Genomic DNA, 11967 nt, shown 5'->3' with positions numbered 1-11967 from the left:
GCGGCACCTCCCATAGCTGATAGGAAAAGGAAGAGGCCTATGACCACTGATGCACTGAGTGCGCCCCATCGGGCGATCGCGCGCGGAATAGATGCGCTTCGGGCTATGGATGCGGATCTGGAAGGTGCGCTTGGCGCGTCCTTCGTTCAGGCGCGGGATCTGGCGCTTGCGGCAGAGGGCCATGTGATCGTGGTGGGTGTCGGGAAGTCGGGCCATATCGGCGGAAAGTTGGCGGCGACTTTTGCCTCAACGGGCACGCCTGCCTTTTTCGTTCACCCGACGGAAGCAAGCCATGGCGATCTTGGTATGATCCGCAAAGGCGATGTGCTGATTTTGCTGAGCTGGTCTGGCGAGACGAAAGAATTGTCCGACATTATCGCCTATGCGGGGCGGTTTTCGATTCCGATGATCGGCATCACCGCCGGGGCCGACTCGATGCTGGCCAAAGCGGCGGATGTGTCGTTGCTTTTGCCGCGTGTAGAGGAAGCCTGCCCGCATAATCTCGCGCCGACCACTTCGACCCTTCAGCAGATGGCAATTGGCGATGCCCTAGCGATTGCGCTGCTCGAAGCCCGCGGCTTTTCCGCCGATGATTTCCGCGGTTTCCATCCGGGCGGCAAGCTCGGTGCGCGGCTGGCCTCGGTTTCTGATCTGATGGTCAGCGGTGATGATCTGCCGTTGATTGACGACGCGGCCAATGTTTATGATGGCCTCGCGAAGATTACAGAGAAGGGCAAGGGCATCGTCGGCATCACCGATCATGCCGGAAAGCTCGCCGGTGTGATTACGGATGGCGATATCCGCCGGCATCTCGAAAGCCATGCCTCTGGCTCCATGAAGGACGTGCTCTGGAATACGAAAGCGTCCGAGATCATGACCAAGCAGCCGCAGATTATTGCACCCAACCGGCCCGCTGCGACGGCGCTCGCGCAGATGGAATCGCGTCGGATTTCCTCCATTTTCGTCGTCGATGAGGCGGGCGTGCCCGTTGGCCTCGTGACCTTCCTGAGATTGCTGCAAGCGGGAGTTGCCTGATGGATGTAAGCATTGTCATTCCGGCCCGGTATCAGTCGAGCCGTTTTCCGGGTAAGCCTTTGCAAATGCTGGAAGGGGCAAGCGGCGTAAAGCGCAGCCTCATCCGCCGGGCCTGGGACGCGGCGCAAGCTGTGGACGGGATTTCCCGCGTGGTGGTCGCGACCGATGATGGCCGCATCGCTGATCACGCGCGCGACTTCGGCGCTGAGGTGATGATGACCTCGAAAGACGCGCGCAACGGCACCGAGCGTTGCGCCGAACTGGCCGAGGCGCTGGGCGGCGATCTCATCGTAAATTTGCAGGGTGATGCGCCGCTGACGCCGGCTGATTTCGTATCTTCGTTGCTCGAAGGCATCGGCGATGCAGATGTCGCCACGCCCGTCCTCAAGACGGACCCGCAGACCCTCGCGCATTTCAAGGAAGACCGCAAAGAGGGCCGCGTTGGCGGCACCACGGCAGTGTTCGGCGCCGACAACAACGCGCTTTATTTCTCTAAAGAAGTTTTGCCCTATGCCGACGCGCCAGGCACCACCGTTTACCACCATGTCGGGCTGTATGCCTACCGCCCGGCGGCGCTCAAAGCCTATGCAGGTTGGGAGATGGGCCGTCTCGAAGATGTCGAGGGTCTGGAGCAGCTTCGGTTCCTTGAGAACGGTGTTAAGGTCAAATGTGTTGAAGTCGAAGGGCGCGGCCGCGTCTTTTGGGAGTTGAACAATCCAGTTGATGTGCCGCGCATTGAGGCGGCGATGAAAGAAATGGGGATGGCATGAGTGTTTCCGTAAACGGCCCGTCGGGCGATGTTGTTTTTTCGCAGGAAGGTCCGTTCGCGCTGATTTGCGGCCCCTGCCAGATCGAAAGCCGCGATCACGCCATGGGGCTGACCGAGAAGCTGGCCGAGATTTTCGCCAAGCGCGACCAGCAGTGGATTTTCAAGGCCAGCTACGACAAGGCCAACCGCTCGTCGATCCATGGCGAGCGCGGGATTGGGATTGAGAAGGGCCTCGACATTCTCGCCGAGATCCGCGAGCAGATTGGGGTGCCGGTTCTGACCGATGTGCATACCGAGGAGCAGACCACCCGTGCGGGCGAAGTCGTGGATATGCTGCAAATTCCTGCCTTCCTGTCGCGTCAGACGGATCTGCTGATTGCCGCCGCGAAAACCGGCAAGGCGATCAATGTGAAAAAGGGTCAGTTCCTCGCGCCTTGGGACATGAAGAACGTGGCCGCGAAACTGGCGGAAAGCGGCAATGAGCGCATCACGCTTTGCGAGCGCGGCGCGAGTTTCGGCTATAATACCCTCGTCACGGATTTCCGCGGCATCCCAGAAATGGCTTCGACCGGCTACCCGGTGGTGTTCGACGCGACCCATTCGGTGCAGCAGCCGGGCGGGCAGGGCACGAGTTCGGGCGGCAAACGTGACTTCGCGCCCGTTCTGGCCCGCGCGGCCGTTGCAGTCGGCGTCGGTGGTCTCTTCATCGAAGCGCATGACGACCCGGACAACGCCCCGTCGGACGGCCCCAACATGCTCCCGCTGAGCTGGCTCGATCCGGTGATTGCGGAACTTCAGGAGATTGACCGCATCGCCAAATCGCGCGGCACCTTGCCGCAATATCCCTGAGTTTTCGGCGGTTTGACGCGCACCATTAACCAATAACGGTTTTGAAATTGGACCCCTCTATTTCGTTAAGATAGAGGGGTTTTAACGTTCCGATGCTAAGAAATCCTTAGGAATTCGGCGCTAGAGAAAAAGGAGCATAAGGCGGGGGCGGTTATGTGCGGCATGTGTGAGCTTACGAAAAACGGATTGCTGGATCCGCTATGCAGTCCGTTTGAGGCCAGCAACACGCTAACGGCCAGCAAGGTTTTCGATGTGTCCGGCACCTCGATCCCGACGCTGACTCAGGTCAATTCCATTGCAAGATATCTCCGCAAAGGGTTTTGGGACGATAATGCTTACGGCCCTGCGACATTGGGTTTTGCCGACCGTGACGTGATCCGGATCGACGTGTCGTCGCTCTCGGCGGATGCGAAAAAACTGGCACTGACCGGGATGAGCTATTGGAGCGAGATCATTGACCGCGACTATGTCGTGACCACGCGCGATGCCGATATCACTTTCACAGATGATCACAGCGCCGATCCGTCAGAGCCCTACGAGGCCTACACGTCGATGAATTTTCGTTACGATGGGCAGGTCGATAGTGCGCTGATCCAGATCACGCCCGCATGGCTGCTCGCTGCGGGAAATAAGGTCGGAACGTATGGCTATCAGACCTATGTGCATGAAATCGGCCACGCTTTGGGTCTCGGCCATGCCGGGCTCTATAACGGCACCGCGGATTACGACCGAAACGCCAAATTCTCTATGGATAGCTGGCAAACCAGCATCATGTCCTACTTCCGGCAAAGCGATAACCACGCGACCCGCGCGAGCGACGCCAATCTGACAACGCCCATGCTCGCCGATCTGATCGCGGTGCGCGAGATATATAATACAGATGCGTCTGACGTCACTGCGCGTTCCGGCAATACGATCTATGGCAACAACACCAATGCTGGCGAAGTTTATGGTGTCCAAGGCACCAGCTATATGGTTGTCGATGGTGGTGGTTATGATCAGTTAAACTATCGAGATTCCATTTATAGTCAGCGTATTGATTTGCGAGGAGGGCAATACAGCTCAGTTTCGGGAGAAGTGGACAATATTGCCATCGCTTATGGAAGCGAAATTGAAATGGCTGTCGGGGGGGAGCATGATGACCGTTTGGATGGCAATTATCTTAACAATCGTCTCCTCGCTCATGGCGGTGATGATCACGTCTATGGTCGAGGAGGCAATGATTTTATACGCGGTTTCTATGGTGATGACCTTTTGAAGGGTGGCAAAGGGGCTGATCGGATTGTCGGAAATTACGGACGGGATATTATTTTCGGTGAACGGGGTGATGATATCCTGAGCGGCGAAAACGGAAGCGATAAGATCTCTGGGAACCGCGGACTAGATAGATTGTTCGGCGGAGCAGGAAACGACGCACTCAGTGGAGGTTTCGGGTCCGACTGGATTGCCGGACAGCGTGGAAGCGACCGTATTTTTGGTGGCGAAGGAAACGATAGGATCTATGGTGGCTCTGGAAGTGACTACATCTATTCCGGTAAAGGCACGGATACCGTCGATGGTGGCCAAGGCAATGACCATATCTATGCTGGCGGCGGTGCGGACGTTCTGCATGGCGGTGCGGGCGCCGATCATTTTTATTTCGCGCGAAACACCGGCGGTGACCGTATTCGTGACTTCAACGCCGATGAGGATGATATCGTCTTTCTCGGCACGCTCAAACGCAGCGATGTCACACTTGAAAAGCTAAATGGCGACAACTGGAAGCTCGATATTGACGACGGCGGTCATGTCGTGCTCGTTGGACTGGATGAAGCGCCCGATCTCGGGTCTATTCTGGAATTTGCCTGAGGCTGACGATGCCATCGACCTGTTTCTCCGCGGCTCTCGCCGCAAGTGTCCTGCTCGCGACACCGCTGCTTGCCAACCCGCTAACCTTTGCGAAACCGTATGTGGGTGTCGTCGGCGGCTGGCAGAGCGGCGAGTTTGAGTGGGAGCAGGGCGAGGAAGACGGGGACGGGCTCGCGATTGGTCTCGTGGCCGGCGCGAATATTCTGACCTATGATATTTCCGATGTGATCAACCAGCTTGGGCCGGTTTATCTGGTTGGTTTTGAGGTCAGCGGCTTTGTCGATGGCCCGTCAGCTGAGGGCGTTTGCGGCAGCGGTTGGTGTGAAGCAGAGGCGGATTACTCGGTCGGGCTGGCGCTGCGGGCCGGGATCGCTTGGGACCGGGCCCTCATGTTCGGCAAAATCGGCTATCGCTCCACCGATTATGAGATCAAGACCAGCATCGGCGGCCAGAGCTATTCCGATGATCTGCGCATCGGGACGGCCGTGATTGGCGCGGGCGGGGATTTCCAGATCGCGGGCAATCTTCTAGGCCGCCTCGAAATCGAATATGCCATTGGCGCAGATGATGATTACGAGCTTGCGGGCCAAGAAGGTTCGCTCGATGCCGGCTATGGCGGCGTGCGCGCTGGACTTCTCTACCAATTCTGAACCGCGCGCCTGAACGGGCCGCCCTTGACAGTCTCGTCGGTTCTGCGGACAGTCAAAGACCATTTTTATAAGGTCCGCGCGCGTTTTGCAGTTCACCAAACTCAGGCTTTACGGCTTTAAAAGCTTCGTTGATCCGACCGATCTCTTGATCGAGACGGGTCTGACGGGTGTTGTCGGGCCGAATGGTTGCGGAAAGTCGAACCTGCTCGAAGCGCTGCGCTGGGCCATGGGCGAGACGCGGGCGAAGGCCATGCGCGGCGCAGGGATGGAGGACGTGATCTTCGCGGGCACCTCGGGCCGAAATGCGCGCAGCTACGCCGAAGTGGTGCTGACCCTCGACAATCAGGACCGCCTCGCGCCGGCCATGTTCAATGATGAGGACCGGCTCGACATTACCCGGCGGATCACGCGCGATGCTGGCTCTGCCTATAAGGTAAACGGCAAGGATGTGCGCGCGCGCGATGTACAGATGCTTTTTGCGGATGCCTCGACGGGCGCGCATAGTCCGGCGCTCGTGCGGCAGGGGCAGATTGCCGAGCTGATCAACGCCAAGCCGAAAGCGCGGCGGCGGATTCTGGAGGAAGCCGCTGGAATTTCAGGACTTTATCAGCGGCGCCATGAGGCAGAGTTGAAGCTGAATGCGGCGCTTAACAATCTTGAGCGGGTTCAGCAGAGCATCGAAACGTTGACCGGTCAGCTGGGCGCATTGGTGCGGCAGGCCAAACAAGCGGAGACCTATCGGCGATTGTCCGAGGAGATCCGCGAGGCCGAGGCGCTGTGGCTTTATGGTCTCTGGGTCGAGGCAGAGACCGCGGCGCGGCAGGCCGAGGAAACGCAGGCCGCGGCGCGGCGCAAGGTTGGCGAGGCCGAGCAGGCGGCGCAAGCGGCGCGGGCCGAGGCGCGCGAGGCTGAGAGCGGCATGAACCCGCTGCGCGAAGAGCTGTCGATTGCGGCGGCTTTGCTCACGCGGCTTGAGGGTGAACGCCGGGCGGCGGGCGAAGCGCAGGCGCGGGCGGAGGCCGAAATCGCGTCGCTTGATGAGCGGATTGCCCAGATCGAGAAGGATCGCGCGCGGGAGGACTCGCTGAATACCGATGCGACATCGGCCATTTCCCAGCTTGATGAGGAGCGTGAACAGCTTCGTGCCGATCATGAAGGCCATGAAGACGCGATGAAGGTGCGGGATGCTGAGGTGAAGGCCAAATTTGCCGATTTGCGCGCGCAGGAGACGCAGAGCGATACGCTTGCGCATGAGGTGGCGCGGCTGTCGGCGCGGCATCAGGCGGTGAAGGCGCGTTATGAGGATGCCGAAGCGGCGGCGCGGCGCGCGCGCGGCGATGCGCAGACGGCGGCGGATGCGGTGAACGCGCTCGCGGCGGAGCGCAAGACCGCTGAGGCGAAACGGGGCGAGGCGGCGCAGGCAGATCAGGCGGCGGCGCAGGCGTTGGCGAAGATCGGCACGGCGCTGGAGGACGCAGAAGCGGCGCGCACGGAGGCGGATGCGGCGCAGACGGAGGCACACGCGTTGCGGGCCGAGCGCGAGGGCCAGTTGCGCGCGATTCAGGCGGAATTGTCGGCGCTGGAGAAATCGCTGGATCGTCAGGCGGTGAGCGCGGCGCGGATTCTCGACGATGTGGTCGCCGATAAGGGCTATGAAACCGCGCTGGGTGCGGCTCTCGGCGAAGATTTGATGCGGCCTGAAGGGCCCGAGGGCTGGCAGGATTTGGGTGCGCTTGATGCGGCGCCGCTGCCGGGCGAGTCGCTTGCCGATCATGTGCAGGCGCCTGCTGCGTTGGCGCGCGCGCTGGCGGCGGTCGGTGTGGTGGAGGTCGCGGACGCGCCCGCGATGCAAGCGCGACTGGCGCAGGGGCAGGCGCTCGTCAGCAAGGCCGGGGATCTCTGGCGCTGGGATGGATTTCACCGCCCGGCGGGTCAGGCTTCGGACAGCGCGGCGCGGCTTTTGGCGGATCGCAACCGAAGGTCGGAGCTGACGGCGCAGCGCGATGCGTTGGCGCGGGACGTTGAAGATTTGGAAACGCAATTTTCTACCGCGCGCGACCGAGCGCAGGCGGCGCGTGAGGCGGAGAAAGCCGCGCGTCAGGGCCGCAATGAGGCGGAGAAAGCGGCGAATGATGCGGCGCGGGCGCTGTCTCTGGCGGGGTCTGCGCTGGAGGCGCTTGACGCCCGCGACGATGCGGCGAAAGAGGCGAAGCAGCGCAGTGGCGAGACGGCCAAAGCCGCTGAGGAAGCGCTGAAAGCGGCTGCGACTGAGCGCGAGGATTTGGGTGATCTGAGTGCGCTTCGGGAGGAGGCGGATCAGGCCCGCGCGGCGCTGGATGCGCTGCGCCTGGCGGCGGCGCGGGCGCGGGATGATGCGGAGGCTGCGCGCCGGGAAGGGGCGGCGCGGGAGAAGCGGATTGAGGAAATTGGCTGGCACGAAAAGCGCTGGCGCGAGCGGCTTGGCTCGACGGGTGAGCGGCTGGCGGATCTCGATGCGCGGGCCGAAAAGGCGCGGGTTGCGCGGGCTGCGGCGGGTGAGAAGCCTGCGGAAATCGCCGCGCAGATTGAAGCGTTTGACAAGGATTTGGAAGCGGCGCGCGCGCGGCAGGAGGCGGCGCAGACGGCGCTAAAAGCGGCGGAAGCGGCGCAGGCGGAGGCGCTCCGCAAGGTTGAGATGGCCGAAGGGGCGCTCTCCAAGGCGCGTGAGGGCCGGGCCCGTGCAGAGGCATTGGCCGATGCGGCGCGCGACAAGGTGGAGGCGGCGGCGCAGCGGATCCGCGAGGATCTGTCGCGCGAGCCGAAGGAGCTTGCGGGGGGTATGGACGGTGTTGAGTTGCCGCCGAGCGAGGAGGTGTCGAACCGGCTTGCGCGGCTGAAGGCGCGGCGCGAATCGATGGGCGCGGTGAATTTGCGTGCCGAAGAGGATGCGCGCGAGGTTGCCGAGGAACGCGATGATTTGCAGGCGCAGAAGGACGATCTTGATCAGGCGATTTCCAAGCTGCGTCAGGGGATTGCCAATCTCAATCGCGAGGGCCGGGCGCGGCTGCTTTCGGCGTTCGATGAGGTGAATGAAAATTTCGCGCGGCTCTTTTCGCATCTCTTTGGAGGTGGGGAAGCGAGGCTGGAATTGGTGGAAAGCGATGATCCGCTGGACGCGGGGCTGGAGATTTTGTGTCAGCCGCCGGGCAAGAAGCTCTCGACGTTGTCGCTTCTGTCAGGCGGGGAACAGACGCTGACGGCGCTGTCGCTGATTTTTGCCGTGTTCCTGGCCAATCCGGCGCCGATTTGTGTGCTCGATGAGGTGGATGCGCCGCTGGACGATGCGAACGTCACGCGCTTCTGTGATCTCCTGGACGAGATGACCCGCCAGACGGAGACGCGATTTCTCATCATCACGCACCACGCGGTGACGATGGCGCGGATGGATCGGCTGTTTGGGGTCACGATGGCCGAGCAGGGGGTCAGCCAGCTTGTGTCGGTCGATCTGTCTGCGGCGGAAGAGTTGGTGGACGGGTAGCGGCCCCTTGGGAGGCCCGGCGGGCCGTCCCTGCGCGCCCGGTCAGCCTGCGGCTGACGCGTTTAGCGGCGGGCGAGCCACCAGCCGGCAAGGGCCGGGACGCAGAAAATCACGAGGAAAATCGGCAGTTCTTCGATAAAACTGTAGCCATGGGATAGGCCGGTGGTGAGGTTCCACGCGGCGATGAGCGCCCAGATCAGCCAGAAGATCGGGAGGGTGCGGCGCAGCGGCCGGTGGATGAAGCGGCCGCCGAGCCAGAACAGCGCTAATAGGGCGAGGCCGACCAGAATGAAGCTGACTGTGCGCATGATTTATCCGTTTGTTTTCAGCACGTGACCGGCGAGATAGAGCGAGCCGCAGATCACCGCGCGAATTTCGCCTTCATTGGCGATGATATGGCGAAGCGCCGCGGGAAGCGAGGGGGCCGTGCTCGCTTCGATTTTCGCCTTGTGGGCGGCTTTTGCGACCGTTTCGGCTGGCAGGCTGGCGGGCGCATCGGGGATATCGACGGCGATCAGGCGGGTGGCCGCGTCTTTCAGCGGCGCGAGAAATCCGGCGATGTCCTTGGTGTCGATCATGCCGCAGATCAGCACGGTGTCGCGGGCGGGCAGGCGGGAGAGCGCTTCGGCCAGCGCCGCGCCCGCCGCCGGGTTGTGGCCGCCGTCGAGCCACAGCTCGCCCTTGGGCATGATATGCGTGAGCGGGCCTTGGGTGAGCCGCTGCATCCGGGCGGGCCAAGTCGCGGTCATGGCGCCCTCGGCGGCGGCTTCGCCGAAGCCGAGTTTGCGCAGGGCGGCGAGGGCGGTGCCTGCGTTCTCCACCTGATGCGCGCCGATGAGGGCGGGCAGCGGCAGGTCGAGAAGGCCGTTCAGATCCTGAAAAATCAGGCGTCCGGCCTCTTCGCGGACTTGCCAGTCTTGGCCTTCCATGATCAGCGGCGCGCTGACGGCGTCGGCGCGAGCCTCAATGGCGTCTCTGGCTTCCGAAGGTTGCCGGGAGATCACGGCGGAGACATTGGGTTTCAGGATTCCGGCTTTCTCGCCTGCAATCTCGGTCAGCGTGTCGCCGAGATAGCTTTGATGGTCGAGAGAGACGGGTGTGATCACGGAGAGTTCGGGCGTGATCACATTGGTCGCGTCGAGCCGCCCGCCGAGGCCGACTTCGAGCAGCAGATAGTTGGCAGGCACGCGGGAGAAGGCGAGGAAGGCGGCGGCGGTCGTGACCTCGAAAAAGGTGATGTCCTGCCCGGCATTGGCTGTTTCGACTTCCGCGAGCAGATCGCTGAGCGCGTCCTCGTCAATCGGCGCGCCGCCGAGCGAGATGCGCTCGTGGAACCGAGCGAGATGAGGCGAGGTGTAGGCATGGACGGATTTGCCCTCCGCCTCCAGCCCGGCGCGGATCATGGCGAGGGTCGAGCCTTTGCCATTGGTGCCGGCGATGTGGATGACCGGGGGCAGGCTGCGTTCCGGGTTGCCGAGCGCGGCCAAAATCCGGTGCATCCGATCCAGCGAGAGATCGATCAGTTTGGGGTGGAGCGCGGTGAGGCGCTCCAATATGGCGTCGCTGCTCATTCAGGGTGGGCGGGCTGTTCCTCCGCCTGGCTCTGAATGGCGTCCTCCGCGTCCGGCGCGGGCAATTCGCCCTTGGTCGCGGGCGGTTCTTTCATCAGCATCCGCAGAATATCGGAGAGCTCATCCTTCATCTTCTTGCGATGCGTCACCCGGTCGAGCATTCCGTGATCGCGCAGATATTCCGCGCGCTGGAAGCCTTCGGGGAGCTTTTCGCCAATGGTTTGTTCGATGACACGCGGCCCGGCGAAACAGATGAGCGCGTCCGGCTCGGAGATTTGCACATCGCCCAGCATCGCGTAAGACGCGGTGACCCCGCCCGTGGTCGGGTGGGTCAGCACGACGACATAGGGCAGGCCCTCTTCATGGAGCTCCTGAAGGGCGACCGTCGAGCGCGGCATTTGCATCAGCGACAGGATCCCTTCCTGCATCCGCGCACCGCCCGCAGCGGAGAAGAGGACCAGTGGCGCGCGCTGGCGCACGGCTTCCTGACAGGCGGTGACAATCGCATTGCCGACGCCCATGCCCATGGACCCGCCCATAAAGGCAAAATCCTGCGCTGCGGCGACCACCGGCAGACGCCAGATCTCGCCCGAGCCGACCAGCATGGCGCTTTTCTCGCCCGTCGCCTTTTGCGCGGCTTTCAAACGGTCGGGATATTTCTTTTGGTCCCGGAAATTCAGCGGGTCCGCCACCGGGCTCGGCACGGCCACTTCACGGTAAATCCCGCCGTCAAACAGGGTCTCGAACCGGTCGCGCGGCGAAATATAGAGGTGGTGGTCGCAATTGGGGCAGGTGTTCAGCGAGTCCTTGAGTTCGCGGTGAAACAGCATGGTCCCGCAGCCATCGCATTTGGTCCACAGGTTGTCCGGCACTTCGCGCCGCGAAAACAGCGAGTTAATCCGTGGGCGGACGTAATCATTGATCCAGTTCATCAGCGGCTCCTTTGCGCATTGAAATACGCTGCGTCACCGGCGATTGCAACGGGAGGTGCCGCTTATCGCGCGATCACGAGGCGATAGCCGACATCGGCGCTGTCTCGCTGCATGAGGGCGCCATAGCTCTCGTGCCATGCGCCGCTTTCGAGATCGCGTGCCAGTTTTGCCATCTCTGCGGACACATCGCCGATGGCGTGGAAGGACGACATGGCGGCGCGGATGCGCGGGTCGAGATAGGCTTCGGGCCGCCGCCAATAGGCGCTGAGGAAGCCATCGTAACAGTCATGGGGGATCATCACTGGATTGATCTCCACGTCGCCAAGCCAATCCTGATAGGCGGTGAGTGGCGGCATTTGGGCATCGTCCAGCGCGGCAAGTTGCGGGAGGTAATCCAGCAGCCAAAAGTCGCGAAAGGCCGGGTCATAGGTCAGAAGGACAATCGGGCCGCGCGTGACACGGCGCATCTCGCGCAGGCCCTTGGGCTGATCCGTCCAGTGGTGAATGGTGAGAATGGCCATCGCCGCGTCGAAGCTGTTGTCGTCGAAGGGCAGGTTCTCGGCACTTGCTTGCAGGGCAGGAGTCGCGCCTTCGGGGCGTTGTCGGATCATCTCCGCCGAGGGTTCAACGGCGGTGACGGCCCGGTCTTCCGGCTCGTAAGACCCGCTTCCCGCGCCAACATTCAGAATGGTTTTTGCATCCCCCAAAGCCGCATGGATTTGCGCGCCGATACGCGGATCGGGTTTGCGAAGCTGGGCGTAGTTCACGCCGATGCTGTCGTAATGGGCGGCCATAT

The 11967-nt window shown here is 62.1% G+C and carries 10 protein-coding genes; 6 read left to right on the top strand and 4 right to left on the bottom strand.

The annotated features are described in order from the left end of the window. The first annotated feature begins 39 nt into the window (after window positions 1–39). The 6 genes from ACMA5I_RS08630 (at window position 40) to ACMA5I_RS08605 (ending at window position 8668) form a co-directional block, all read left to right on the top strand. A complete protein-coding gene (locus ACMA5I_RS08630) occupies window positions 40–1035 on the top strand; it encodes a KpsF/GutQ family sugar-phosphate isomerase (protein WP_525885852.1) in 996 nt (331 codons plus the stop codon). Next, window positions 1035–1805, top strand: coding sequence for a 3-deoxy-manno-octulosonate cytidylyltransferase (locus ACMA5I_RS08625; RefSeq protein ID WP_525885851.1), 771 nt, complete (start codon window positions 1035–1037; stop codon window positions 1803–1805). Before ACMA5I_RS08630 ends, ACMA5I_RS08625 begins: the two co-directional genes overlap by 1 nt. Next, on the top strand, window positions 1802–2653 hold the full coding sequence (kdsA, locus tag ACMA5I_RS08620) for a 3-deoxy-8-phosphooctulonate synthase (protein ID WP_525885850.1): 852 nt from the start codon (window positions 1802–1804) through the stop codon (window positions 2651–2653). The genes ACMA5I_RS08625 and kdsA overlap by 4 nt, the downstream gene beginning before the upstream one ends. A 162-nt stretch (window positions 2654–2815) precedes the next feature. Next, the gene (locus tag ACMA5I_RS08615) at window positions 2816–4501 is read left to right on the top strand and encodes a M10 family metallopeptidase C-terminal domain-containing protein (RefSeq protein WP_525885849.1); all 1686 of its coding nucleotides are present in this window, start codon (window positions 2816–2818) and stop codon (window positions 4499–4501) included. A gap of 8 nt (window positions 4502–4509) precedes the next feature. Next, the gene (locus tag ACMA5I_RS08610; RefSeq protein WP_525885848.1) at window positions 4510–5151 is read left to right on the top strand and encodes an outer membrane protein; all 642 of its coding nucleotides are present in this window, start codon (window positions 4510–4512) and stop codon (window positions 5149–5151) included. Window positions 5152–5236: 85 nt separating this feature from the next. Further along, window positions 5237–8668 (top strand): chromosome segregation SMC family protein, encoded by a 3432-nt coding sequence (locus tag ACMA5I_RS08605; protein ID WP_525885847.1) that lies wholly within the window; start codon window positions 5237–5239, stop codon window positions 8666–8668. Between the two features lie 62 nt (window positions 8669–8730). Here ACMA5I_RS08605 and ACMA5I_RS08600 read toward each other — a convergent pair whose 3' ends face one another. The 4 genes from ACMA5I_RS08600 to ACMA5I_RS08585 all read right to left on the bottom strand — a co-directional run bounded on the left by ACMA5I_RS08600 (window position 8731) and on the right by ACMA5I_RS08585 (window position 11965). Then, window positions 8731–8976 (bottom strand): hypothetical protein, encoded by a 246-nt coding sequence (locus tag ACMA5I_RS08600; protein WP_525885846.1) that lies wholly within the window; start codon window positions 8974–8976, stop codon window positions 8731–8733. A 3-nt stretch (window positions 8977–8979) separates the two neighbouring features. Then, window positions 8980–10239: a bifunctional folylpolyglutamate synthase/dihydrofolate synthase gene (locus ACMA5I_RS08595; RefSeq protein ID WP_525885845.1), complete on the bottom strand. Its 1260-nt coding sequence runs from the start codon at window positions 10237–10239 to the stop codon at window positions 8980–8982. Further along, window positions 10236–11171: an acetyl-CoA carboxylase, carboxyltransferase subunit beta gene (gene accD / locus ACMA5I_RS08590; RefSeq protein ID WP_525885844.1), complete on the bottom strand. Its 936-nt coding sequence runs from the start codon at window positions 11169–11171 to the stop codon at window positions 10236–10238. The genes ACMA5I_RS08595 and accD overlap by 4 nt, the downstream gene beginning before the upstream one ends. A gap of 62 nt (window positions 11172–11233) precedes the next feature. Continuing rightward, a complete protein-coding gene (locus ACMA5I_RS08585; protein ID WP_525885843.1) occupies window positions 11234–11965 on the bottom strand; it encodes a methyltransferase domain-containing protein in 732 nt (243 codons plus the stop codon). Window positions 11966–11967: the final 2 nt, after the last annotated feature.

It is taken from the genome of Jujubicoccus corallicola, from assembly GCF_047345645.1.
In the GTDB taxonomy this organism is placed as follows: Bacteria; Pseudomonadota; Alphaproteobacteria; order Rhodobacterales; family Rhodobacteraceae; genus JBLEFH01.
The sequence above is the reverse complement of the archived record's forward strand: the minus strand, read 5'-3'. Positions and strand labels throughout refer to the sequence as shown.

Bases quoted from the DNA above. Each gene is read 5' to 3' on its own strand.
- ACMA5I_RS08610 (WP_525885848.1), top strand. From the start codon at position 4,510: ATGCCATCGACCTGTTTCTCCGCGGCTCTCGCCGCAAGTGTCCTGCTC.
- accD (WP_525885844.1), bottom strand. From the start codon at position 11,171: ATGAACTGGATCAATGATTACGTCCGCCCACGGATTAACTCGCTGTTT.
- ACMA5I_RS08615 (WP_525885849.1), top strand. From the start codon at position 2,816: ATGTGTGAGCTTACGAAAAACGGATTGCTGGATCCGCTATGCAGTCCG.
- ACMA5I_RS08625 (WP_525885851.1), top strand. From the start codon at position 1,035: ATGGATGTAAGCATTGTCATTCCGGCCCGGTATCAGTCGAGCCGTTTT.
- ACMA5I_RS08600 (WP_525885846.1), bottom strand. From the start codon at position 8,976: ATGCGCACAGTCAGCTTCATTCTGGTCGGCCTCGCCCTATTAGCGCTG.
- ACMA5I_RS08585 (WP_525885843.1), bottom strand. From the start codon at position 11,965: ATGGCCGCCCATTACGACAGCATCGGCGTGAACTACGCCCAGCTTCGC.
- ACMA5I_RS08630 (WP_525885852.1), top strand. From the start codon at position 40: ATGACCACTGATGCACTGAGTGCGCCCCATCGGGCGATCGCGCGCGGA.
- ACMA5I_RS08595 (WP_525885845.1), bottom strand. From the start codon at position 10,239: ATGAGCAGCGACGCCATATTGGAGCGCCTCACCGCGCTCCACCCCAAA.
- kdsA (WP_525885850.1), top strand. From the start codon at position 1,802: ATGAGTGTTTCCGTAAACGGCCCGTCGGGCGATGTTGTTTTTTCGCAG.